Origin of the sequence: Mesorhizobium sp. B3-1-9, assembly GCF_006439595.1 — a bacterium.
In the GTDB taxonomy this organism is placed as follows: Bacteria; Pseudomonadota; Alphaproteobacteria; order Rhizobiales; family Rhizobiaceae; genus Mesorhizobium.
Genome location: NZ_VFTJ01000002.1, coordinates 100614 through 123529 on the forward strand (window position 1 = coordinate 100614; position 22916 = coordinate 123529).

At 64.1% G+C, this 22916-nt stretch carries 23 protein-coding genes; 20 read left to right on the forward strand and 3 right to left on the reverse strand.

What is annotated here, in order from left to right; translation table 11 throughout:
• Positions 1 to 82: 82 nt before the first annotated feature.
• Positions 83 to 844, forward strand: a complete 762-nt coding sequence (locus FJW07_RS03800) for an SOS response-associated peptidase (protein WP_140854576.1) — start codon at positions 83 to 85, stop codon at positions 842 to 844.
• A gap of 113 nt (positions 845 to 957) precedes the next feature.
• Here the strand turns inward: FJW07_RS03800 and FJW07_RS03805 are convergent, their stop codons facing one another.
• The gene (locus FJW07_RS03805; protein WP_140644414.1) at positions 958 to 1113 is read right to left on the reverse strand and encodes a hypothetical protein; all 156 of its coding nucleotides are present in this window, start codon (positions 1111 to 1113) and stop codon (positions 958 to 960) included.
• 391 nt (positions 1114 to 1504) lie between these two features.
• On the opposite strand from FJW07_RS03805, the gene cysS reads away from it, so the two are divergent.
• From cysS to FJW07_RS03860, 10 genes are all read left to right on the forward strand, one after another.
• Positions 1505 to 2947 carry a cysteine--tRNA ligase gene (gene cysS, locus FJW07_RS03810; protein WP_140854578.1) on the forward strand — a complete coding sequence of 481 codons (1443 nt, stop codon included), beginning with the start codon at positions 1505 to 1507 and terminating at the stop codon, positions 2945 to 2947.
• A gap of 250 nt (positions 2948 to 3197) precedes the next feature.
• Complete coding sequence (locus tag FJW07_RS03820) at positions 3198 to 3548, forward strand: endonuclease domain-containing protein (RefSeq protein ID WP_246680646.1); 351 nt, start codon at positions 3198 to 3200, stop codon at positions 3546 to 3548.
• Positions 3545 to 3931, forward strand: coding sequence for a VOC family protein (locus FJW07_RS03825; RefSeq protein ID WP_140644418.1), 387 nt, complete (start codon positions 3545 to 3547; stop codon positions 3929 to 3931). Before FJW07_RS03820 ends, FJW07_RS03825 begins: the two co-directional genes overlap by 4 nt.
• A gap of 33 nt (positions 3932 to 3964) precedes the next feature.
• Positions 3965 to 4453, forward strand: coding sequence for a GFA family protein (locus FJW07_RS03830; RefSeq protein ID WP_140644419.1), 489 nt, complete (start codon positions 3965 to 3967; stop codon positions 4451 to 4453).
• Positions 4453 to 4929, forward strand: coding sequence for a GFA family protein (locus FJW07_RS03835; protein WP_140651939.1), 477 nt, complete (start codon positions 4453 to 4455; stop codon positions 4927 to 4929). Before FJW07_RS03830 ends, FJW07_RS03835 begins: the two co-directional genes overlap by 1 nt.
• Positions 4926 to 5894, forward strand: a complete 969-nt coding sequence (gene pip, locus FJW07_RS03840) for a prolyl aminopeptidase (protein ID WP_140854582.1) — start codon at positions 4926 to 4928, stop codon at positions 5892 to 5894. Before FJW07_RS03835 ends, pip begins: the two co-directional genes overlap by 4 nt.
• A gap of 49 nt (positions 5895 to 5943) precedes the next feature.
• Entirely contained in the window at positions 5944 to 7560 is a 1617-nt protein-coding gene (cimA, locus tag FJW07_RS03845; RefSeq protein ID WP_140854584.1) for a citramalate synthase, read from the forward strand.
• A gap of 4 nt (positions 7561 to 7564) precedes the next feature.
• Positions 7565 to 8092: a hypothetical protein gene (locus FJW07_RS03850; RefSeq protein ID WP_140854586.1), complete on the forward strand. Its 528-nt coding sequence runs from the start codon at positions 7565 to 7567 to the stop codon at positions 8090 to 8092.
• A 123-nt stretch (positions 8093 to 8215) separates the two neighbouring features.
• Positions 8216 to 9145 (forward strand): EamA family transporter RarD, encoded by a 930-nt coding sequence (gene rarD / locus FJW07_RS03855; RefSeq protein ID WP_140854588.1) that lies wholly within the window; start codon positions 8216 to 8218, stop codon positions 9143 to 9145.
• 60 nt (positions 9146 to 9205) lie between these two features.
• Positions 9206 to 9892 (forward strand): glutathione S-transferase, encoded by a 687-nt coding sequence (locus FJW07_RS03860; protein WP_140854590.1) that lies wholly within the window; start codon positions 9206 to 9208, stop codon positions 9890 to 9892.
• Positions 9893 to 9903: 11 nt separating this feature from the next.
• On the opposite strand, the gene FJW07_RS03865 is transcribed toward FJW07_RS03860, so the two are convergent.
• Positions 9904 to 10899: a transporter gene (locus tag FJW07_RS03865; RefSeq protein WP_140783742.1), complete on the reverse strand. Its 996-nt coding sequence runs from the start codon at positions 10897 to 10899 to the stop codon at positions 9904 to 9906.
• A gap of 200 nt (positions 10900 to 11099) precedes the next feature.
• Positions 11100 to 13727, reverse strand: coding sequence for an EAL domain-containing protein (locus FJW07_RS03870; RefSeq protein ID WP_246680647.1), 2628 nt, complete (start codon positions 13725 to 13727; stop codon positions 11100 to 11102).
• Between the two features lie 839 nt (positions 13728 to 14566).
• Between FJW07_RS03870 and FJW07_RS03880 the strand changes: the two genes are divergently transcribed.
• The 9 genes from FJW07_RS03880 to FJW07_RS03920 all read left to right on the forward strand — a co-directional run bounded on the left by FJW07_RS03880 (position 14567) and on the right by FJW07_RS03920 (position 22913).
• Positions 14567 to 15538: an MBL fold metallo-hydrolase gene (locus FJW07_RS03880; RefSeq protein WP_140854594.1), complete on the forward strand. Its 972-nt coding sequence runs from the start codon at positions 14567 to 14569 to the stop codon at positions 15536 to 15538.
• Between the two features lie 36 nt (positions 15539 to 15574).
• Positions 15575 to 16036, forward strand: a complete 462-nt coding sequence (locus FJW07_RS03885) for a tetratricopeptide repeat protein (RefSeq protein ID WP_140854596.1) — start codon at positions 15575 to 15577, stop codon at positions 16034 to 16036.
• 177 nt (positions 16037 to 16213) lie between these two features.
• Positions 16214 to 16696, forward strand: coding sequence for a DoxX family protein (locus tag FJW07_RS03890; protein ID WP_140854598.1), 483 nt, complete (start codon positions 16214 to 16216; stop codon positions 16694 to 16696).
• Between the two features lie 73 nt (positions 16697 to 16769).
• Entirely contained in the window at positions 16770 to 17927 is a 1158-nt protein-coding gene (locus tag FJW07_RS03895) for an ROK family transcriptional regulator (protein WP_140854600.1), read from the forward strand.
• Positions 17928 to 18498: 571 nt separating this feature from the next.
• Positions 18499 to 19578 (forward strand): Gfo/Idh/MocA family oxidoreductase, encoded by a 1080-nt coding sequence (locus FJW07_RS03900; RefSeq protein ID WP_140854602.1) that lies wholly within the window; start codon positions 18499 to 18501, stop codon positions 19576 to 19578.
• Entirely contained in the window at positions 19578 to 20405 is an 828-nt protein-coding gene (locus tag FJW07_RS03905) for a sugar phosphate isomerase/epimerase (protein ID WP_140854604.1), read from the forward strand. The genes FJW07_RS03900 and FJW07_RS03905 overlap by 1 nt, the downstream gene beginning before the upstream one ends.
• Positions 20402 to 21220 carry an alpha/beta hydrolase gene (locus FJW07_RS03910; RefSeq protein WP_140854606.1) on the forward strand — a complete coding sequence of 273 codons (819 nt, stop codon included), beginning with the start codon at positions 20402 to 20404 and terminating at the stop codon, positions 21218 to 21220. Before FJW07_RS03905 ends, FJW07_RS03910 begins: the two co-directional genes overlap by 4 nt.
• Positions 21217 to 22176: an ROK family protein gene (locus FJW07_RS03915; RefSeq protein WP_140854608.1), complete on the forward strand. Its 960-nt coding sequence runs from the start codon at positions 21217 to 21219 to the stop codon at positions 22174 to 22176. Before FJW07_RS03910 ends, FJW07_RS03915 begins: the two co-directional genes overlap by 4 nt.
• A complete protein-coding gene (locus FJW07_RS03920; RefSeq protein ID WP_140783733.1) occupies positions 22173 to 22913 on the forward strand; it encodes an ATP-binding cassette domain-containing protein in 741 nt (246 codons plus the stop codon). The genes FJW07_RS03915 and FJW07_RS03920 overlap by 4 nt, the downstream gene beginning before the upstream one ends.
• Positions 22914 to 22916 lie beyond the last annotated feature (3 nt).

The window sequence follows — 22916 nt, forward strand, 5'->3', positions numbered from 1 at the left end:
ATTGGGCGAAACAAGCTTTAGCCGTTGCGGCGTGGCGGTTCCATCGCCACTTTCATTGCACGTCAATCGAAGAGCCAGATCCATGTGCGGACGCTTTGCCCTGACCGCCACGCCGGACCAGACCGCCGCCTTCCTCGGCCTGGCCGAGCTGGAGGAATTTCCGGCGCGCTACAACATCGCGCCGACGCAGCCGGTGCTGATGGCGCTTGCCGGCCCGCAACGGGAACCTGGCTCCAACCTGCCGGACCGCCAGGCGATGCTGGTGCGCTGGGGCCTGATTCCGGCCTGGGTCGAGGACACCAAGACGTTTCCGCTGCTCATCAACGCCCGCTCCGAGGGTGTGCTGCAAAAGGCTTCTTTCAAGACCGCGATGCGTCACCGCCGCGCTCTTGTGCCGGCATCGGGTTTCTACGAGTGGCAGCAGTCGGGCAGCGGCAAGGGCCAACCTTACTGGATCCGCCCGCGACGCGGCGGCGTGGTCGCCTTCGCCGGCCTGATCGAAACTTTTTCCGAGCCCGGCGGCTCGGAGATGGATACCGGAGCGATCGTCACGATCGAGGCCAATGCCGGCATCGCCCATATCCACGACCGCATGCCGGTGGTGATCGAGGAACGCGACTTCGCCCGCTGGCTGGATTGCCGCACGCAGGAGCCGCGCGACGTGCTTGATCTGCTGAAGCCCGCCGAACCCGATTTCTTCGAGGCGATTCCGGTTTCCGACCTGGTCAACAAGGTCGCCAACACCGGGCCAGAGATTCAGGAGCGCGGCATCGTTTCGCCGCAGGCCGAAAAACCCGGGCGCCAGAAGCCTGGCCCGGACGAAAACCAGATGAGCTTGTTCTAGCGAAGGTTATCAGCCTTGCGAGGCTGCTTCCGGAGGCCTTCATCTCCAGGGCGCTCTCTGGCGCCCTCATCGCCGGCGTCCCCATTGTCGGGGACCGTGCCGGTCGTGCCCTTTCAGGCAACGCGCGGCGAAACGATCTTCTGCGCGGGCTTCTTCTTCTTTGCGGTGTGGAGGAGGGCTGCGACGATTGCTGCCGGGCCGATCGCGCGGTAGTGGCTGGCCAGTGCGGGCTGCGTTTGTCGGTTCTGTTCCTGCTTGGTGCGAGCCATGATTCTCTTCCCTGGTAACGGTTTCGTGTCCAGCGTTTGGCGGCCGATTCCGACCAAATCGTGACATCTGACGGTCTAGCCGGCGAATGTTTCATCACTGTGCCGACATGTTTAATAAAATGTTTCGTCCTGTCTTTACCTGTGATTCAGCCACATCTTTCCTGAGCGGAGCGACTTGACGGCAACACCTGCCAGCGCGATAAAGCCGCCCATGAAAACGTCTTTCGCCATTTGTGGCATTTGCATTATTGGCTAGCCTCGCGCTGGTCCGGACGTTTTCGCCTCATCTTTCCCCAGATCGGAAAAACGCCCCGGCCAGCAGGCTGGAGCCTGATTTGTGCCTTCGGCGCGAAGTTGGTTCCGGCAAACACAAACTAAGGACCGGGACCGCATGTCTGACGCATCGAAGGGCCTCAACCTCTACAACACGCTAACGCGGACGAAGGAGCGGTTCATCCCGATCGATCCGTTGAACGTGCGCATGTATGTCTGCGGCCCGACCGTCTACGACTTTGCCCATATCGGCAATGCACGTCCGGCGATCGTCTTCGACGTGCTTTTCCGTCTGTTGCGCCAAGTCTATGGCCAAACGCATGTCACGTATGTGCGCAACATCACGGATGTCGACGACAAGATAAACGCTCGCGCGCTGCGCGACTTCGGCGAGGCGATCGCGGCCGGCAGGCTCTCGCTCAACGATGCGATCCGCAAGGTCACCGAAAAGACCGCCGACCAGTATCACAAGGATGTCGCCGCACTTGGCTGCCTGCAGCCGACCTACGAGCCGCGAGCGACCGAATTCGTCGCGCCCCGGGCCGACGGCAAGGCCGACATGCTGTCGCTGATTTCGCAGCTGATCGAGCGCGGCCACGCCTATGTCGCCGGCGGCGAGGTGCTGTTCGACACCGCTTCGATGCCCGACTATGGCGAGTTGTCGAAGCGCAATCTCGACGAGCAGCAGGCGGGCGCGCGCATCGCCGTCGACGCGCACAAGAAGAACCCCGGCGATTTCGTGCTGTGGAAGCTGTCTTCGCCCGAGGAACCCGGCTGGGAGAGCCCATGGGGCAGGGGCCGGCCCGGCTGGCACATCGAATGCTCGGCGATGTCCGCCGCCTATCTCGGCGAGGTCTTCGACATCCATGGCGGCGGGCTGGACCTGATCTTCCCGCACCACGAGAACGAGATCGCCCAGTCGCGCTGCGCCCACGGAACCAAGGTCATGGCCAATGTCTGGATGCATAACGGCTTCCTGCAGGTCGAAGGCCAGAAGATGTCGAAGAGCCTCGGCAACTTCTATTCGATCCACGAGCTCCTGGAGACGGACACTTTCGGCGGCCGCACCTGGCCTGGCGAGGTGCTCAGGCTGGCGATGCTGATGACGCACTATCGCGAACCGATCGACTTTTCCGTGCGCAAGCTGGAGGAGGCGGAAAACACATTGCGCAAATGGAAGCGCGCGGCGGACCTTGCGCCGGCGGCGGCAAAGGAGCTTCCCGCCGAGGTGGTGGAAGCGCTGTGCGACGACCTCGCCACCTATACGGCCTTCCAGCGGCTGACGCAGCTTGCCGGCGAGGCGGGCGATGCCGGAGGCGAGAAAGCCGCCGGGTCCTTGAAGGCGGCGCTGGCTTTCCTGGGCTTCGACGTCGGCACGGCCAAGGTGGACGAGGAAGCGATCGCCAAGGCGATAGCCGATCGGCTCGCGCTGATCGCCGCCAAGAACTGGGCCGAAGCCGACCGCCTGCGTGATGAGTTGCTGGCGCAAGGCGTGCAGTTGAAGGACGGCAAGGACCCCGCCACCGGCGAGCGCGTGACGACGTGGGAGATCAAGCGGTGAGGGTGGATGCTCTCATAGTGGAGAGGTTTGAGCGAGGCCCCCCTCTCTGTCCTGCCGGACATCTCCCCCTCGAGGGGGGGGATTGGATGTCACGCGGGCTTTCCCCAATCGCCGACGTTGAAGACGGGGCGCCGTCGGCGAAGCTGCTGATCTCCCCCCTCGAGGGGGAGATGTCCGGCAGGACAGAGAGGGGGGCCTCGCGATGACCCATCATCGGGTATCTCCCGCCAATCGCGGCAATGCGCGCAAGATGCGCAAGGCGATGACCGATGCCGAGCTGAAGCTTTGGAATGAGGTGCGTGCTGATAGGCTGATGGGAATGGTGTTCAGGCGTCAGATGCCGATAGCTGGCTACATCGTTGATTTTGCCTGCCCCAACAAGAAGCTGATCGTCGAGCTGGACGGATCGCAACATGCTTCGCCGGAGATATCTGCTTCCGACGCCGCGCGAACCGCGAATCTTGAAGCCCTGGGCTGGACCATCCTGCGCTTCTGGAACGACGACGTGATCCGCGATATCGACAACGTCTGCCAGCACATCGTCATCGTGGCCGGCCTGGCCGTCGCGCCCGCGCCACCAACGGAGGAGCTCGTCTCGTGATCGACCATCTCGGCATCAACGTATCCGATTTCGACGCATCCAAGACCTTCTACGACAAGGCGATGGCGCCGCTGGGGGCATCGCTGCTCTACATGGTGCCTCAGGAATATACCGGCGGCGCCAAGGTAGGCGGCTATGGCCGCGACCGGCCGGTGTTCTGGCTGAGCGACAGCACGGACAAGCCGAAATCCGCCCAGCATGTCGCCTTCACCGCGCGCAGCCGCGCCGAGGTCGACGCTTTCCACGCGGCGGCACTTGCCGCCGGCGGCAAGGACAATGGCGGACCGGGTCTGCGCCCGCATTACCACCCCAACTATTACGGCGCCTTCGTCTTCGATCCCGACGGCAACAATGTCGAGGCGGTCTGCCATGATCCGGAGTGAGCGCCAAAAGCAGCCCATGATCGGGAGTGTGTCATGAGCCTTGACAACCGGCCTGTCTACACCGGCGGCTGCCAGTGCGGCGCCGTGCGTTTCCGCGTCGAAGGGGCGCTGGGCGAAGCCTCTGTCTGCCATTGCCGCATGTGCCAGAAGGCGAGCGGGAACTTCTACCTGCCGCTGGTCTCGGTGCGCGGCGCCACGCTCGACTGGACGCGCGGCGAGCCCAAACGCTTCCGCTCGTCCAATGCCGCCTGGCGCGGCTTCTGCGCCGAATGCGGCACGCCGCTGACCTTCGAGGCCCCCGACGGCGTGGCGCTTGCGATCGCCGCCTTCGATGACCCGACCGGCATCGCGCCCACCATCCAGTGGGGGACGGAGGCAAAACTTCCCTATGTCGACGGCATCCCCAAGCTGCCGTCCGAGGACACGATGGCCGATATCGCCTCGGCGCCTTACCTCGCCGAGCTCGTCTCCTACCAGCATCCCGATCACGACACCGACCAATGGCCACCGGAGGAAAGATGATGACAGAAAACGTTCGAACCGGTGGCTGCCAGTGCGGTGCCGTGCGCTTCCGCATCAAGGGCAAGCTCGGGCGCCCCTCCATCTGCCATTGCCGCATGTGCCAGAAACAGTTCGGCAATTTCTTCGGCGCGCTGGTGACGGTGCCGAAGGACGGCGTCGAATGGACCCATGAGGAGCCGAGCTATTTCCAGTCCTCGGTCAACATCGACCGCGGTTTCTGCGCCCGCTGCGGCACGCCGCTGACCTATCGCCAGCCTGGCGCGCTGGAGATCGCGATCGGCGCCTTCGACGACCGCTCCGACCTCGCGCCGCAGATCCAGGTCAACTACGCGGTTCGGCTGCCCTGGGTGGAGAAGATCTTCGAGGCGCCGATCCTCGACGATCCCGACTTCTATCGGCGGCAGGAGCAGATCATCTCCTTCCAGCATCCCGACCACGAGACGGCCAACTGGCCGCAGCAGGGCTTGAAACTATGACGATCCACGGCAGTTCGTTGCGTACGCTCTATCCGGAGATCGAGCCGTTCGAGTCAGGTATGCTCGATGTCGGCGACGGCCACACCATCTATTGGGAGCGCTGCGGCACCAAGGGCGCCAAGCCCGCCGTGTTCCTGCATGGCGGCCCCGGCGGCACCATCTCGCCGAAACACCGGCGTCTGTTCGACCCGAGGCTCTACGACGTTATCCTGTTCGACCAGCGCGGTTGCGGCAAGTCGACGCCCAACGCTTCGCTCGAGGCCAACACCACCTGGCATCTCGTCGCCGATATCGAGCGCCTGCGCGAAATGGCGGGCTTCGACAAATGGCTTGTCTTCGGCGGCTCCTGGGGCTCGACGCTGGCGCTCGCCTACGCCGAGACGCATCCGGACCGCGTCAGCGAATTGGTCGTGCGCGGCATCTATACGCTGACCCGCGCCGAACTCGAATGGTATTATCAGTTCGGCGTCTCGGAAATGTTTCCCGACAAATGGGAGCGTTTTCTGGCGCCGATCCCCGAGGCCGAGCGCGGCGACATGATGGCCGCCTATCGCAAGCGGCTGGTCGGGTCCGACCGCAAGGCTCAAGTTCAGGCAGCCCTTGCCTGGAGCCTCTGGGAAGGCGAGACGATCACGCTGCTTCCTGAGCCGGAAACCAGCACGCCGTTCGGCCAGGACGACTACGCGGTAGCCTTCGCCCGCATCGAGAACCATTACTTCGTCCATGCCGGCTGGCTGGGGGAAGGGCAGTTGCTGCGCGACGCCTGGAAGCTGAAGGACATCCCCGGCACCATCGTCCACGGCCGCTACGACATGCCGTGTCCGGCGAAATATGCATGGGCGCTGCACAAGGCCTGGCCGAAGGCGGATTTCCACCTGGTCGAAGGCGCCGGCCATGCCTATTCGGAGCCGGGGATACTGGATCGGCTGATCCGGGCGACGGATGGGTTCGCCGGCAAGAAATGATATTACCGGCCGCAAGGCCAGAGGAGGGTGCTGAAGCACCCACGCAGCCATGACAAAGCAACGCCTTTATCTCTTCGACACGACGCTTCGCGATGGCCAGCAGACGCCGGGCATCGACTTTTCCGTCGAGGACAAGATCGCCATCGCCAAAATGCTGGACGACTTCGGCATCGACTATGTCGAGGGCGGTTATCCGGGCGCCAATCCGACCGACACAGCTTTCTTTCAGAAGAAGCGGACTGAGCGCGCGAAATTCGTCGCCTTCGGAATGACCAAGCGGGCAGGGATCTCGGCTTCCAACGACCCGGGGTTGGCGGCGCTGGTGCAGTCGAGGTCCGACGCCATCTGCTTCGTCGCCAAGAGCTGGGACTATCACGTGCGCGTCGCGCTCGGCTGCACCAACGAGGAGAACCTGGAGTCGACCAAGACCTCGGTGGAAACCGCTGTCGCGGCCGGCAAGGAGACGATGGTCGACTGCGAGCATTTCTTCGACGGCTTCAAGGCCAATCCGGACTATGCGCTGGCCTGCGCCAGGACGGCCTATGAAGCCGGCGCGCGCTGGGTGGTGCTGTGCGACACCAATGGCGGCACGCAGCCTTCGGAAGTGCGCGAAATCGTCGGCAAGGTGATCGCGCACGGCATCCCGGGCGATCATCTCGGCATCCATGCCCATGATGATACCGGCCAGGCGGTGGCGAATTCCCTTGCCGCGGTCGAGGCCGGCGTGCGCCAGATCCAGGGCACGCTGAACGGCATCGGTGAGCGCTGCGGCAACGCCAATCTCATCTCCATCATCCCGACGCTGGCGCTGAAGCCCGCCTTCGCCGATCGTTTTGAGACCGGCATTTCGGCCGAGGCGCTGACCGGAATATCGAGGCTTTCCCGTGCGTTCGATGAATTGCTCAACCGCGCGCCGGAAGCGCAGGCGCCCTATGTCGGCTCATCGGCATTTGCCACCAAGGCCGGCATCCATGCCTCGGCTTTGGCCAAGGAGCCGGCGACCTATGAGCATGTCCCGCCGGAAGCCGTGGGCAACCGCCGCCGCGTCATGGTCTCCGACCAGGGCGGCAAGGCCAATTTCCTCGCCGAGCTGAAGCGGCGCGGCATCGACGTGCCGAAGGACGATCACCGGCTCGACGCGCTGATCGCCGTGGTCAAGGAGCGCGAGGCCGAAGGCTATGCCTATGAAGGCGCCGACGCCTCGTTCGAATTGTTGGCCCGCAAGATGCTGCACGGCCTGCCGGAGTTCTTCAACGTCACCTCGTTCCGCTGCATGGTCGAGCGCCGCTTCGACGCCAACGGCAATCTGAAGACCGTCTCCGAGGCGATCGTGAAGGTCGAGGTCGACGGCGAGGAGAAGATGTCGGTCGCCGAAGGCCACGGCCCGGTCAACGCGCTCGACATCGCGCTGCGCAAGGACCTCGGCAAATATCAGAGCGAGATCGCCGATCTCGAGCTCGCGGACTTCAAGGTGCGTATCCTCAACGGCGGCACCGAGGCGATCACCCGCGTTCTGATCGAATCGCACGATTCCACCGGTGCCCGCTGGTGGACCGTCGGCGTGTCGGAAAACATCATCGACGCCTCCTTCCAGGCGTTGATGGATTCGATCGTCTACAAGCTGATGAAGAACCGCGACATGGCGGGGCTGGTGGCGGCGGAGTAGACGCGTGGGCTTTTCGATAAGCTGGTTTGGCCTTCGGGGTTACGGGATCAAGGAAGCCGCTGCCTTGTTTGGCAGGGAAGTCGGCGACACATCGGAGGATTTCGATGCGCCGGTGAATGCTTATCGCAGCGAGAAGAACTGGGCGATCGTCATCCTCGGCTACTGCAGCTATCCCAATCCTCCCGACAGTTACTTGTCTGCGTTTTCGCAAGGCAGGGAAATGGTCATCGTGCACATAGAAGAACACACGATGTTTGCTCGCGCCGAGCTATGGAGCGCCGGAAAGAATATCTGGAGGGTCTGGCATAGCGGCGACAAACACGTCAGGGATCTCCATACCACGGGCGATCTTCCAGCCTCCTTTGAATCCTTGAGGCAGCAGGCATTTTCAAAGCAGGACAACGAAAGTGATGTCGATTATGCCTTCGACATTCCCCTCGATTTGGCGGCGGAGTTGACTGGCTTCAGGCATGATGAGGGAGTACCCGATAGGGCCTTCTTCGAGCTTGTCGAAAAACCCGCCCAGCAATGAGCAGCCTTCGCTGTTTAGGCGTCTTGGAGCGTAGTCAACTGTTTGAACCATCACGAAAAGTCCGTTGATCCATCATAATTTTGTGATGGTCTTGGGCGATCCGCTGGGCCATAGCGTCAGGCCATGGTCACCGCTACAGCCGATCTCGATCAGGATGCCAAGGCCCGCCGCGGTTTCCTCCTGGCGCTCGGCGCCTATTTCCTCTGGGGACTGCTGCCCTTCTACATGAAGGCGGTGGCGCATCTGCCGCTTGCCGAGGTGATCGCCAACCGCGTCGTCTGGTCGGTGCCGATCGCGGCGGCGGTGCTCATCTGGGCTGGCCGCACCGCCGACTTCAAGGCGGCGATCCGCTCGCCGAAGAGCCTTGCCATGGCGGCGCTGACGGCGGTGCTGATCTCGATCAACTGGGGCATCTATGTATGGGCGATCGCGGTCGACCGCACCGTCGAGACCGCGCTCGGCTATTACATCAACCCGCTGGTGGTCGTCGTTGTCGGTGCGGTGCTGCTCGGCGAGCGGCTCGACCGGTTGCAGATCGCCGCGGTGGCGCTGGCCGCGGTCGCGGTGATGGTGCTCACAATCGAGGCCGGCAAATTGCCCTGGGTGTCGCTGGCGCTCGCCTTCTCCTTCGCCGCCTACGGCTTCTTCCGCAAGACGCTGCCGATCGGCCCGAGCCAGGGGTTCTTGCTCGAAGTGCTTTTGCTGTCCGTGCCGGCGCTCTGCTACATCGTCTACCTGATCGCCGCCGGCCAGGATCATCTGATTTCCGGCACAGGCGCCGACACCGCATTGCTGATCGGCTGCGGCCCGGTCACCGCGGTGCCGCTGCTGCTCTTTGCCTTCGGCGCCAGGCTGCTGCGCCTGTCCACCATCGGCATCATGCAATATATCGCGCCGACCATGGTATTCTTGATCGCCGTGCTGATCTTCGACGAGCCGTTCGGCGGCACCCAGGCTGTCGCCTTTGCGCTGATCTGGGCGGCTCTGGCCATGTATAGCTGGTCGATGTTCAGGGGGCGCGAGGTCCGCCCGCCGGCTCCCGCGACGAGATAAGCAAAAGTGCGAGACGGTTCTCCGTCTGGAATTGCGTAAACAAGAAGCAGAGGGCGCCCGATGTACGTTCTGCATATCGGCAACAAGAACTATTCGTCCTGGTCGCTGCGCCCGTGGCTGCTGATGCGTGTCCTCGGTATTTCCTTCGAGGAGCGGCTGACGCCGTTCCCGACCGGATCGAGTTTCGGCCTCTACCGGCAGTTCTCGCCAAATGGACGCGTGCCCTGTCTTGTCGATGATGGCTGGGCCGTCTGGGATTCGTTCTCGATCGTCGAATACCTTGCCGAACGCCACCCGGGCGTCTGGCCGGGGGACGTCAAAGCGCGCGCCTGGGCGCGCTCGGCCGCCGCCGAGATGCATTCGAGCTTCACCGCGCTGCGCAAAGACTGCCCGATGAGCTGCGGCGTGCGGGTAAAGCTTTCGCCCATGTCCGGCGCGCTGAAGCACGACATCTTCCGCATGGGAGACTTGTGGAACGATGGCTTTGCGCGTTTCGGCGGACCTTTCCTGGCCGGCGACCGTTTTGGTGCCGTCGATGCCTTCTTCGCCCCCATCGCATTCAGGGCGCAGTCCTATGGCCTGGCATTCGAAGGCGCAGCCGCCGCCTATCCGTCGCGGCTGCTCGACCTGCCGGCCATGCGCGAATGGTACGCGGCCGGACTTGTCGAGACGTGGCGCGAACCCGACCACGAAGCCGAAGTCGCCGCCGCCGGCGCCATCGTCGAGGATCTGCGGGCAACCGCGTAGTCCCGATTGCTTCAGACCCGCCCCAGCCGCCGCACGATCATATAGACGATGCCGGCGATGACGACCGAGATCGCCGTCACCACCCAGAATCCCAGCGGCGTGTCGACCAGCGGCAGTCCGCCGACATTCATGCCGAACAGGCCGGAGATGATCGTCATCGGCAGGAGCACCGCCGTCATGACGGAGAGGATATAGAGCAACTGGTTCGACTGCTCAGTGAGCTTGGCCATCAGTTCGTCCTGCAACAGGCGGGTGCGCGCCTGCAACTGCTCGCCGTCGTGATGCAGCGTGTGCGCTCGGTGCGATAGCCGCGTCGCCATGTCGTTGATCGGGTCCGGCAGCTCGTTGCGATGCGAATGGTCGAGGTGGCGGAAGAGGTTGGTGAGCGTCGCCATCTGCCGGTGGATCAGAACCAGCTGCCGGCGCGCATCGACCAGCGCCTGGCGCTCGCTGTGCCATGCATCGACGACGATCCGGTCCTCGATGCCGTCCAGCGTATCGCCCATCTTGTCGAGCTCGGCCGCCATGCCGTCGAGCGACTGGCCCATCACCGCCTCGATCAGCTCGGCCGGCGTGCGGAATTTTCGCGTGCCGCCCTCCACCAGCTTGCGGATCTTGTCGACCGATTCCAGCGGCTGCTTGCGGGCGCCGACCAGCATCTTGTCGTTGAAGGCGAAACGGAAATGCGTGAGCCCGCGCGCCTCGGCGAAGTCATGCCTGAGGTCGGGCAAGTCGCCATAGAGGAAGTCGTCCTCGAAATCGATCTGGCAGCCATGGCTGGGCGACAGGAAGGCATCGCGCACCGGCTGCGGCAGGGCCTGCTCGGCGCCGATCTCCTGGCGGGCGCGCATGTCGGTGATCTGGTAGCTGCGCCAGCTCCAATGCGCCTCGGCGGGATCCTTGGTGCGGGAGCCGTCGGCCTTGAAATGATAGATGAAGAACAGTCCGTGCTCGTCCGGCAGATAGGGCGAGAGGTCGGTGCCTTCGGCGGGGAGGGCGATGTTCATGGCGGCTTCGCCGGCTGTTAGTACGGTCAGGGGTCGCGGGGGGCGGCCAGGGCAAACCTACCATGGCGATTGCCGCCCAGTGTGACAGTTTGGTGACCGTCTTTACGGCTGCAGTAACTCTCGACAGAGCCGTCCTATCGTTGGCCGAACTGGCTGCGCAGCCGTAGCGTTGCGATCAAACGGCAGCTCGCTTCGCCTGCCTATCCAGTCGCCAGCCATTTGCGCGACATCGCGAAGGTCCTGAAGGATTTTGGGTCCATCGGACGCCCGAAAGCGTAGCCTTGCAGGATGTCGCAGCCAAGCTCTTTCAGGATGCGCGCATGTTCCATCGTCTCGACGCCTTCCGCCACGACCCCGATGCCGAGCGATTTGCCGATCTCGATGATTGACGACACCAGCCGCCGCTGCGCCGCCGAGCCCGTTATCGGCGTGACGAGCTGCCGGTCGATTTTGAGACGGCGCGGTTGCAGTTTGAGCAGGCTGACGACGGATGCATGGCCCGTGCCGAAATCGTCGATCTCGATGTCGATCCCGAGCTCCTTGATGTGCTCGATGTTCCAGGCGACAAGCTCGTCATTTTCGTCCAGGAAAATGGATTCCACGAGCTCGAACGAGACGGTTCCCTCCTTGATCGCCAGCATGCGCAGGCCGTTGATCAGGTCTTTGTCCTCCAGCCTTCGTGCTGAGACGTTGACGGAAAAGCGCGGGATGTTGAGGCCGTCGCGCGACCAGCGCTGGAAATTCTCCAGCGTTTGTTCGAGGATCGTGCGGTCGATCAGCGAGACCACATTCAATTCCTCGGCCACTTTGAGGAAGATGTCGGGGGCGAGGATGCCGCGCCGTGGATGGCGCCAGCGCGACAGCGCCTCGACGCCGACGATCTCGAGCGTCTTGGCATCGAACTGTGGTTGATAGTAGGCGATAAACTCGTTGCGCTCCAGCCCGCTGAGGATCTCGTCAGCGGTCTGCTTGGTCCTGACGATCTCGCTCTGCAGCTCTTCGTTGAAGAACTCATAGCGGTTGCGACCGCGGCTCTTGGCTCGATAGAGCGCGAGATCGGCGTTGACCAGCAACTGCTTCGCATCGACGCCGCTAAGCGCCGCAATCCCGATGCTGACCCCAAACCGGCATTGGTGGCCTTTATAGTCGACGGGCTGGCGCATTTCTTCGATGATACGATCCGCTAGCGCGGCGAGTTCATTGTCATCGCGCCCTTGGCAAACCACAACGAACTCGTCCCCACCGATGCGCGCCACGAAGTCGCCTGCCCGGGCGTCGGCTTTGATGACCTTCGAGGCATGCATGAGCATGGCGTCGCCCGCCGCATGGCCGAGCGTGTCGTTGATGTGCTTGAAGCGGTCGAGGTCGAGATGCAGCAGTGCAGTGCGATCCTCGGGCGAGTTGGCCAGCATCTCATCGAGGTAACGGCGATTGGGCAGGCCGGTAAGTGAATCGTGCAGCGCGACATGCTCGATGCGCGCCTTGGCGGTCTTGAGCTCGGCATTCTTCGATTCCGACAATTGCCGTTCACGCACCAGATTCTCGTTGAGCAGAACGTCGCTGGTCACGTCCCATTCGGCCCCGACCATCTTCGGCGTGCCGTCGCTGTCCTGGAAGTAGCTTGCGCGCGCGCGCACATGGCGGACGGTGCCGTCTGGGCGAAGCAGTCGATACTGCGATGAGTAGGGACCTTTTGCACCCACGGCAAGGTCGAACTCGCGCCGTGCCCGCGCGACATCCTCGGGGTGGATCGCCAGTGCCCAGTCGTCATAGCCGCGCGGCTTCCCGTCGGCGGGCTTGTTGTAGATCTCATTGACGCGATCGTCCCACAGCAGCTCGTCGGTGAAGAGGTCTTGCTCCCACACGCCGATGCCTGAAGCCTCCAGCGCCAGTTCCAGCCTCCCGGACAGGCGCCTCAATTCAGCATAGTTTTTCTGCCTTTCGCCGAACAGCCGTCCGGCCACTAGGATGGGCAGCACCACCAGCACAGCGGCGAGCGCCATGAGCGCCTGCAAGCCCCGCTCGTTCTTCGGCACGGTCGGCCAACCGCCCTTGGGAATTGCCGATATGTGCCAGGAACCGAACGGCAGCTGCACGTCTGCCGTCACCGGATTGTTCTTGACGATGTCGGCGCTACCGAAGAAGCGCTGGCCGCCACCGCCAAGCGCATCCTTTCCGATAAGCGCCACATCTATGTCGAGATCAGGGTCGGTGAGGCCGCTTGCGGCGTAGAGCCGATCGATATCGATAGCCGCCGAGACAAGGCCCCAGAAGCGATCGCCGCCCCCCGCTGTCGGCACGAAGACAGGGATCCGGCCGATGAAGGCGCGCCCGCCCTGCCTGAGGTCGACGGGACCGGCAAGGACCGATATGCGCTGGTCGCGGGCCCTAAGCGCCGCCAAGCGTTGCGCCTCGTTCTTGCGGTAGTCGAGCCCGATCGCCTTCTCGTTGCCCTCCATCGGATACATCAGCGAAATGACGAGATCCGGCGCGCCACCAACGTTGCGCAACTGCGATTTCTGCTTGAAGAGATTGGCAGCGAGGGAGGCAAATCTCTGCTGCCCCATATAGGGCTCGGTGACGATGGCCGAGACGAGGCCCTGAACCAGCTGGAGATTGCCGTTGATGTTTCCTTCCAGCTTAGCGCGGATGATATTGACCTTGTAGAGGACGTCCGCGCGCGTGAGTTGATCGGAAACCGTTTTGTTCTGCTGGTCGACGAAGATCGCGCAGATCAAGAGCACGACGAAAGCAATCGCCGCCGGCACGTTGGCGGAAGAGAAAACGGCCTGCCTGATGCGGCCGATATTGAAAATTTTCCCGGTCAATTCAACCCGAATAGCTTTTCTAGACGACGCTCCATCGATCGGAGGACGACGCCCCATCGATCGGAGTTAAAGGAAAGTGCTTAAATTAGAACTTCCATGCCAGCCTCAAATTGCGCCGTTCGCGGCCTGGAGGCTTGCCTTGAGCCAACAAACTCAAGCCATGATTAACGCCGGCCAACTGGGCCGTTCATCCCGCAAAAATCGCGATTTCCCGTTGCTCCCAAAAAAATCTTCCGCGTCCGGGAATAAAGCCCGGGCCTTCCGGGTCTTGGCTGTAGCGAGGCCGTCCTCCCAAGGCACGCATCAACCAACCCGGAAGGACTACGCGTATGAACAGAACCGTCTTCATCGCTCTCGCCATCCTCGTTGCCACCGGCAGCGCCTTTGCCGGCAGCGACCGCTTCCCCGGACGAATGGCGGCCAGTAGGCCGCGGTCGTCGACACCACCACCACCGCCTCCATCGCGAAGCCCGATATGAAGCCGGCGGCCAGGATTGCTGCGGAAGAGCCCGGCCAGGGCACCTGGGGTCGCTGAGCTAGGAGTCAGGACCGAAAGGCCCTCGCCCAGGAGTCAGGACCAAAACGTCCTGATCCCCGGCGGGACCGAAAGGTCCTCGCCCCGGAGGCGGAATCGAAGGTCCTGATGCCGGTGTGAGGAAGGCACGCCTCGCCCTGGGTCAACGACCAGACGTCCCGATCTCCCCGGCGCCGGCCGGTCTTCAGTCGGACCGGCCGGCTCCGGTTCCGCAGCCGGCGGAGGGTCGCACCGGGCCCTCCGCCATTCTCTCATACCGCCTGAAACCTGAAGCAAACGCCCAAGCCACAAGAGGAGATTTCTGATGTTCAACATGACACGCCGCATGGTGCTCGGTTCCGCCGCCGCCGCGGCCGCCTTCGGCATTGCCGGCAAGCTGGAATTAGCGCCCGCGGCTTACGCCGAAACCCCGGTCGAGCCGCTGGTCGGCTTCTACAAATACAAGGTCGGCTCGCTCGAGGTCACCGCCGTCTATGACGGCGTCTGGCGCAAGCCGCACGACCCGGCCTTCATCAAGGATGTGTCGATCGACGACACCAAGGCGGCACTCGCCAAGGCCGGACTGACCACCGAATTCATGCCGATCCCGCTCACCGTCGTGGTGCTTCAGATGAACGGCCGCACCATCATGATGGACGCCGGTTCAGGCGTCGGCCAGTGGCAGGCCAACGCCACGCATCTTCCGGCCAACATGAAGGCCGCCGGCATCGACTACAAGGCGATCGACACCATCATGATCTCGCATTTCCATCCCGACCATGTCTGGGGCCTGATGGAGAAAGGCACCAACAATCCGGTGTTCCCGAATGCCGAGCTGATCGTCAACGCCACCGAATACAATTGGTGGACGGATCCGAGCCGCCTCGCCAAGCTGCCCGAGGGCCGCAAGCCGGCGGGCAAGCGCATCGCCGAGAACTTTCCGAAATGGAAGAACTGGAAGCTGGTCGACGACGGCGCGGAAGTGGTGCCCGGCATCCGCCTCATGGCGGCGCCCGGCCACACGCCCGGCCATTCCGTCTACCATGTCGATGCCGGCTCCGAGCAGTTCCTCGTCTCGGCCGACACCATGTACGTGCCGGCGCTGCTTGCCCCGCATCCCGAATGGCAGGGCGCTTATGACCAGGACGGGCCGATGGCGATCACCACGCGCCACCGGATCATCGACCAGGTGATCGCCGACAATGTCCGCATCTGCGGTTCGCACTTCCCGTTCCCCGGCACAGGCAGCTTCGTCAGGGACGGCAACGCCTACGCATTCACCCCAACCCAGATCTGATCAGAATCGGATCCTGAACAGAAAGCGACAACTCCAATGAAACACGCACTTTTCGCGGTGCTCGGCGCCATTGCGGTGCTGACCGCGACCCCCATCGCCATCGCCGTTCCGGCCTATGCGGTGGACGATATCGAGGGCGCCGACGCGCCGGACCTGACGGCCGTCAAGGCCAAGATCGAGGCCAAGGACTACAAGGGCGCGCTGGCCGACCTGCGCGACCTTGCGCAGGACACCCAGCAGGCCGACGTCTACAACCTGCTCGGCTTCACGCTGCGCAAGACCGGCGACTACCAGACCTCGCTCACTTACTACACCAAGGCGCTGGAACTTCAGCCCGACCACAAGGCCGCGCATGAATATCTGGGCGAGCTCTATGTCGAGACCGGCGACATGGCCAAGGCGAACGAGCAGCTCGCCTCGCTGCAAAAACTCTGCCCGTCGGGCTGCGAGGAGCTTTCGGACCTCAAGCAGGCCATCGACACCAAGGTGACAAAGTAGGCGGCCCATAAGGCCTCGCCATCCTTTTGGGCGCCACGGCGGTAGCGCCCGAAAACCGGAGCCGGCGTTCCTCTCCCTCGCGCCGGCTCCGACCTTTCAACCTCTGGCGCGCATCCACGTGGACGCGGGCGACCGTCCATTTTCCAAGATGCCTATTTCCAAAGATTGGAGCCGACCATGACACCGATCGAACTTGCCGAAAAACGTCACGCCAGGGACGCGGTCCTGCTGGCCGGTCGCCTGCTTCTGTCCCTGATCTTCGTGCATGAGGGACTGGAACTGGCGACCCATTTCGAAGGCGCTCAGAAGGCGATGGCCGCGCTCGGCGTCGGCACGCCGCTGCTTTTGGCCACCATCGCGCTGCAGCTCGGCGCCGGCCTCTCCGTGGCGCTCGGCATCCTGGCGCGGCTGGGCGCGATCGGCCTCGGCCTGTTCTGCCTGATGACGGCCGGCCTCTTCCACACCAATTTCGCCAGCCAGAACGAATTGCTGCATTTCGAGAAGGATCTCGCCATCGCCGGCGGCATGTTCATCCTGGCGCTTTCCCGTTCCGGCAGGCTGTCGGTGGACAGGGTGTTGGCCGGGCTCGCGAAGGACACCAAGATCGATCCGCCTATCGAGCAGCATCTGTCGGTGGGGGAGACGAGCCTGCCGGTTTGAGGCGGCACGGAAACCTCTTTGGATTGCTGGCGCCGGATGCTATTTGCTCGGGTCCCAAACTGAAGACGTCGCCTTGAATACGACAAGCCTACTGCGCCATATCAACGCCAGGCGTTGCCTGAGACTGCTGCAAAACGGCCGGCAGCTCTCCCGCGCCGACATGGCCCGCCAGCTCGGCCTGACAAGGGCCACGATCGGCAACGCCATGCGCGTCCTGCTCGATGCCGGCCTTGTCGTCGAGAGCGCCGAAATGTCCCCTGAATCGCGCAAGGGTCGTCCGGGCGTGGGCGTGTCGCTCAACCCTTCGGGGGCGTATTTTGTCGGCGCCGATGTCGGCACGCGTTCCTTGACCGGGGTGCTGCTCGACCTGCAGATGAATGTCGTCAGCCGCATCGTCGAGCCGACCGGTCCGCGCTACCGCGACGCCGGGCATATATCGGCAAGGCTGCTCTCCCTGATCGAGAGGCTGCTCAACGAAAATCCCGCTCTGCAGGACAAGGTGGAGGGCATCGGCATTTCGGTGCCGGGCCTCGTCGGCCGCGACGGCAGCGTGGTGCATGCGCCGTTCCTGGAATGGCGCAACTATCCCCTGCAAGCGGAACTGACGGCCAAGTCGCCGGCCGACTGGTCGGTCATGGTCTGCAACGACGCTTTCGCCTTCGCCAATGCCGAGCTTGCCGCCTCCGCCACGGCGAAGGCCGGCAGCATGCTGGTCGTTCTCCTGGCCGAGGGCATCGGCGGCGCCATCATCGATGACGGCCGTGTCGTGATGGGCGGGCACGGTTACTCCGGCGAAATCGGTCACACCATCGTTTCCGCCGGCGGCCGCGTCGATACGTTCGAGATGCTGGCCGGCGCCAAGCATTTCACGCGGCTTTTCGAAGAGGGCCAGCCTGTGGCCGACGGCGTCCAGATGCTGCTTGCCAATGTCGGCGACAAGGCGGTCGACGCCGTGCTCGACGCTTGGGTCAGCGGCCTTTCCGCGGGCCTCGTCAACGCCATCCATCTGCTCGATCCCGGGCGCATCGTGCTTGGCGGCCCGCTGGCAGGCCTCTATCCCAAGCTCGGCCGGCGCATACAGGCCGATATCAAGCGGCGGCTTCTGGCGGGCTTCGCGATGCCCGAGATCAGGGTGGCGCAGTTCGGCGCCGACGGCGCCGCGATCGGCGCGGCGGCGACCATCCGCGACACGCTTTTCGCTCTCCCGGACCTCGAGGCCAGCACGCTGTAGTTCCCCAGTCGGCTATGTCTGCGTTGGCAGGTGGTATGCCTTGGAGATTGGCCGAACCGGTCCGGCCTCGTCATCCACGGGCGGAGCAAGGAGCGTAGCGACGCGCGCAGACCCGAGGATCCATTCCGTGACTCATGAGCGCTGCTGCGGTCCAGAATTCTGCTCCGCTACGTTCTTCGATCAAAGTAACCGAATGGATCCCAGGGTCCCCACGACGCCGCTTCGCGGCTGCTCCGCCCAGGGATGACGACGTTGGGGAGGCTTCCACCAATCTCCAGCGTTTGCGCTGATTCCACGGAAATAGACGGTGAAAATCCAGTCCCTGTGCTGAGGAACTGGTTATCATTTCCAAGGTTTTTTCTTGCACGCACTGGCGAACAGCGGGGCGCCGCGACAGTCCATTTTGGGGAGCCAACTCAAAGCACTAGCGCCGACCGCGGCCATGCGAAGTCGATCCATCGTCGCATCCCGCAACAGCCATCGCAGAAATCCTAATCAAGCGCCTTGACGCGGGGCGGTTTGTGATATTTGTTTTTGTATAAGACAAAAACAAATATCAGGGAGCGAGCCTGTGCCCGTCAAGAAAGACGCCCGGTGTCTGCGCATCGGTATCCTCGGTTGCGGACCGATTTCGCAATTCGCGCATCTGGAATCGGCGCAGAAGGGCAGGAACGTCGTCCTGCAGGCCGTCTGCGACGCCGATGTCGATCTGGCGCGGCGGTTCGGCTCCTTCTACGACGCGACAAGCATCTACAACGACTACGACCGCATGCTCGCCGATCCCGAGGTCGAGGCGATCGTCATCGGCATTTCAGATGCCTTCCATGTTCCGGCGGCGATCAAGGCTCTCGCGGCCGGCAAGCACGTTCTTTGCGAAAAGCCGATCGCCATGTCGGTCGAGGAGGCGGAGGAGCTGAGAGGCCATGTCGAGCGCACCGGCCTGGTGCTGCAGATCGGCCATATGCTGCGTTTCGATCCAGGCATCCAGGCAGCGCACGAATTCGCCACCAAGGAGATGGGCTTGCTGCTGGCGCTGAAGGCCTGGTACTGCGATTCCACCCATCGCTACACCATGACCGATGCGGTGCAGCCGGTGCCAAGGACCGGCGCCAAGGCGCTGAAGCCGGCCGGCGACCAGAAGGCCGACCGCCAGCGCTATTTCATGCTGGCGCATGGCAGCCATCTCGTCGATCTCGCGCGCTATCTGGCGGGGCCGATCAAGTCGGTGCAGGCACGTCTGCTCGAACGCTTCGGCGCCCATTGCTGGTTCGTGGACACGGAATTCGAAAATGGCGCGCTCGGCCATCTCGATCTGACGCTGCCGGTCCGGATGGATTGGCACGAAGGCTTCCAGCTCTATGGCGAGAACGGCAGCGCCATCGGCAAGATCTTCAATCCCTGGTACTACAAGTCCAGCGAGGTCGACATCTTCCGCGAGAGCAGCGCTTCCTCCGAGCGCGTACTGGGCGCCGACGGGCATTTCTATCGCCGCCAGCTCGAAGGCTTCGCCGACGTCGTGCTCACCGGCGTGCCGATGAACGGCGCTTCGGTCGAGGACGGCGTCGCTTCCATCCGCGCCATGGTGGCGATCGGCCAGTCGGTCCGCAGCGGCAAGCCCGTCGATCTGGCGGACGCCTCAGGGCCGGTCTGATGTATCCCGCAATCTTTGCCCGGACCTATCCGCTCGGCCCCGTCGACCAGCTGCTCTGGGCGATCGGGCAAGACGGCTACGAGGGCATGCAGTTCAACCTGTCATGCCTGGGATTGGCCAGCCTTCCGGACACCGTTCCGGCCGCCGAGCTTTCGGCCTTCGCCGAAGCCGCCCGCGCGCAGGACTTGGCGATTGCCGGCCTCTCCGGCACATACAACATGGCTCATCCCGATGCGGCGGTGCGCCGTGCCGCCCGCGCCCGCTTCGCCAATGTCGTCGCCGCCGCGCCGCTGCTTGGCGCGCCGATCGTGACGCTGTGCACCGGCTCGCGCAACGCCGGCGACATGTGGGCAGCCCACCCCGACAATGCCTCGCCGGCCGCCTGGGCTGATCTGCGCGCCGAGCTCGATGCGGCGCTCGAGCTTGCCGAGAAGCACGATGTGCGGCTCGGCATCGAGCCCGAGCCCGGCAATGTCGTCGCCGACGCCGTTCTCGCGCGGCGGATCCTCGACGAGGTCAGGAGCCCGCGCCTCGGCATCATCCTCGACGCCGCCAATCTCGTCGGCGACAGACTGAGCGATCAGGCTCGCGTCATGGAAGAGGCGGTGGACCTGCTCGGCGAGCACATCATCCTGGCGCATGCCAAGGACATCGACCGGGCCGGCACGGTTGTGGCCACCGGCGCCGGCGCCGTCGACCTCCACCGGTTCCTGCGGCTGCTGCGCTCCCGCGGCTACGGCCAGGCGGTCGTCGCGCATGGCTTTGGGCATAAGGATGCGGCCGCGTCGGGCGCGGCTCTGCGCACGCTTCTTGAGGACGTGTCGTGACCGCCGGCACCTTCACCACCGCTGACGGCTGTGCGCTTGCCTTCGATGTCGCGGGCAAAGGATACCCGGTGCTCTGGCAGCACGGGCTCGGCGCGCCTCTCGACCAGCCGGTCGAGGTGTTTTCCGAAGACACCGGTCTGCAACGCGTCACGCTGATGTGCCGGGGCCACGGCGCCTCCGCGCTTGGCGATCCGTCGCGCCTCTCGATTGCGCAGTTCGCCGACGATGCCCTGGCGCTGCTCGACCATCTCGGCATCGAACAGGCTGCGGTCGGCGGCATCTCGCTGGGCGCGGCGATTGCGCTGCGGCTGGCAAGCTTTCATGCCCCGCGCGTGGCAAAGCTGGCGCTGGCGCGGCCGGCCTGGGTGGACGCACCTTCCATCGAGCGCCAGCACGGCTATCACGTCGCGGCGCAATATCTCGAAAAATACGGCGCCGAAGAAGGCGCGGAGCGTTTTCGCGTATCGCCGGAGTTCATTGAGGTCCTTGCGGCCTCGCCGGACAACGCGGCCTCGCTCATCGGTTTCTTCAAGCGGCCGCGGCCCGATACCACGATCGCGCTTCTGACGCGCATTCCGCTCGATTGGCCGGGCGTGAGCCGCGCCCGGATAGAGGCCATCCGGCAGCCGGTGCTGATCATCGGCAACGACCAGGATTACGTCCACCCGCTTTCCTATGCGCGCGAGCTGGCCGGTCTCATCCCGGGCGCCCGGCTGGCCGAGATCACGTCGAAGACGGTCGATCGCGCGGCCTATGTCGCCGAGTTTCGGAACGCCTTGGCAGACTTCCTTCCGGACGGGGGAGGCGACCGATGACGCGCGCCTCGATCCGCTCGATCCTGGTCGTCGATGTCGGCGGTACCTCGGTCAAATGCGGCATGGTCGTCGACCGGGTTCCGCAGGCCGGCGAGCGGCTCTTCCCGTCCGCCTTGATGCGCAACGCCGATCCCGTCGGCAGCTTCGCCAGGCTCGTCAGGGAGTTCTGCGCCGAGGCGGGCCTCACCCCCGACCTGATGGTCTCGACTGTTCCCGGCTTCATCGATACCGACGGCGACCGCGTCCTCTTCGCCGGCAATGTCCCCGAGCTCAACGGCCACCATCTGGCGAGCGAGCTTGGCGCGCTGCTTGGCTTCCCCGTCATCATCGAACGCGACTCTGTGCTTGTGCTGGCGGGCGAGGTGATCGCGGGTGCTGCGAAAGGCGCCGACAGCGTGCTTGGCCTGTTCTTCGGCACCGGTGTCGGCGGCGCTTTCCTGCAGGGCGGCGAGGCTTTTCGCGGCGGCGGCTGGGCGCTGGAGATCGGCCATATGCCTTTCGGCAATGAGGGCAGGACCCTGGAAGGACTGCGCACGGACTGCCTGGAGACCTACGTCTCCGGCCGCGCTCTGGAAGTGATCGCCGCCAGGCACGGCGTTCCCGTCACCGAGGTTTTTGTCCAGTCCCGGCGCATCCCCGGGCTTGGTGCGGACGTCGACCGGTTCGTGCGCGATCAGGCGCTCGCCATCGGCACGGCGGTGGCGCTGTTTTCCCCGGCCACGGTCGTGCTCGGAGGAGGGGTCTGCGCGATCGAGGAATTTCCGCGCCGGCAATTGGAGGAACTGGTGGCGCTCCGGGCGCCCTTCGCCGAGACGGGCCGCCCGATGGACCTACGCTGGGCCGGGCTCGGCTGGCGCGCCGTCCTCTATGGCGGCCTCAAGGCCGCCGACGACTATGCCGCGGCTCGATCGATGCCTGCATCCGAAGCGAAGCAAGAACGGGAGTCCCTGCCATGAGCCTGTTGGAGCTAAAGACCATCTCGCGCCAGTTCGGCGCTATCCACGCCGTCGAGGACGTATCGTTCAAGATCGAGCCCGGCGAGATCGTCGGCCTGATGGGCGACAACGGCGCCGGCAAGTCGACGCTGGTCAAGATGATCGCCGGCAACTTTCCAGCCTCGTCCGGCAAGATGGTGTTCGACGGCAAGGAGGTGCAGTTCAACCAGCCGTCCGACGCCCGCCGCGCCGGCATCGAGATCGTCTACCAGGACCTGGCGCTTTGCGACAATCTGAGCGCCGCCGCCAACGTCTTCCTCGGCCGCGAGATCATGCGCTCGGTCGGTCCATTCAAATTCCTCGACCATCGCAAGATGCGCGAGCGCGCCGCCGAGCTGTTCCGCGAGCTGCAGTCGGAGACGCGGCCGCGCGACGTGGTCAAGCGCATGTCGGGCGGCCAGCGCCAGGCGGTCGCGATCGCCCGCACCCGCTTGGCCGACGCCAAGCTGGTGCTGATGGACGAGCCGACCGCCGCGATCTCGGTGCGCCAGGTCGCCGAGGTGCTGGCGCTGATCAAGCGCCTCAAGGAGCGGGGCGTCGCCGTCATCCTGATCTCGCACCGCATGCCCGACGTGTTCGGCGTGTGCGAGCGCATCATGGTGCTGCGGCGCGGCCATCTGGTCGCCAACAAGCTCGCTTCGACCAGCTCGCCCGAGGAAATCACCGCCTTAATCGTCGGCGCCAAGGCCGCGGCCTAAGGG

Excerpts from the sequence above, each read along its gene's own strand:
- FJW07_RS03830 (WP_140644419.1), top strand. The coding sequence starts at position 3,965 with ATGAGCCTTGACAACCGGCCTGTCTACACCGGCGGCTGCCAGTGCGGC.
- FJW07_RS03890 (WP_140854598.1), top strand. The coding sequence starts at position 16,214 with ATGACACCGATCGAACTTGCCGAAAAACGTCACGCCAGGGACGCGGTC.
- FJW07_RS03920 (WP_140783733.1), top strand. The coding sequence starts at position 22,173 with ATGAGCCTGTTGGAGCTAAAGACCATCTCGCGCCAGTTCGGCGCTATC.
- FJW07_RS03835 (WP_140651939.1), top strand. The coding sequence starts at position 4,453 with ATGACAGAAAACGTTCGAACCGGTGGCTGCCAGTGCGGTGCCGTGCGC.
- FJW07_RS03860 (WP_140854590.1), top strand. The coding sequence starts at position 9,206 with ATGTACGTTCTGCATATCGGCAACAAGAACTATTCGTCCTGGTCGCTG.
- FJW07_RS03820 (WP_246680646.1), top strand. The coding sequence starts at position 3,198 with ATGCGCAAGGCGATGACCGATGCCGAGCTGAAGCTTTGGAATGAGGTG.
- pip (WP_140854582.1), top strand. The coding sequence starts at position 4,926 with ATGACGATCCACGGCAGTTCGTTGCGTACGCTCTATCCGGAGATCGAG.
- FJW07_RS03885 (WP_140854596.1), top strand. The coding sequence starts at position 15,575 with ATGAAACACGCACTTTTCGCGGTGCTCGGCGCCATTGCGGTGCTGACC.
- rarD (WP_140854588.1), top strand. The coding sequence starts at position 8,216 with ATGGTCACCGCTACAGCCGATCTCGATCAGGATGCCAAGGCCCGCCGC.
- FJW07_RS03915 (WP_140854608.1), top strand. The coding sequence starts at position 21,217 with ATGACGCGCGCCTCGATCCGCTCGATCCTGGTCGTCGATGTCGGCGGT.
- cysS (WP_140854578.1), top strand. The coding sequence starts at position 1,505 with ATGTCTGACGCATCGAAGGGCCTCAACCTCTACAACACGCTAACGCGG.
- FJW07_RS03905 (WP_140854604.1), top strand. The coding sequence starts at position 19,578 with ATGTATCCCGCAATCTTTGCCCGGACCTATCCGCTCGGCCCCGTCGAC.
- FJW07_RS03800 (WP_140854576.1), top strand. The coding sequence starts at position 83 with ATGTGCGGACGCTTTGCCCTGACCGCCACGCCGGACCAGACCGCCGCC.
- FJW07_RS03805 (WP_140644414.1), bottom strand. The coding sequence starts at position 1,113 with ATGGCTCGCACCAAGCAGGAACAGAACCGACAAACGCAGCCCGCACTG.
- FJW07_RS03865 (WP_140783742.1), bottom strand. The coding sequence starts at position 10,899 with ATGAACATCGCCCTCCCCGCCGAAGGCACCGACCTCTCGCCCTATCTG.
- cimA (WP_140854584.1), top strand. The coding sequence starts at position 5,944 with ATGACAAAGCAACGCCTTTATCTCTTCGACACGACGCTTCGCGATGGC.
- FJW07_RS03880 (WP_140854594.1), top strand. The coding sequence starts at position 14,567 with ATGTTCAACATGACACGCCGCATGGTGCTCGGTTCCGCCGCCGCCGCG.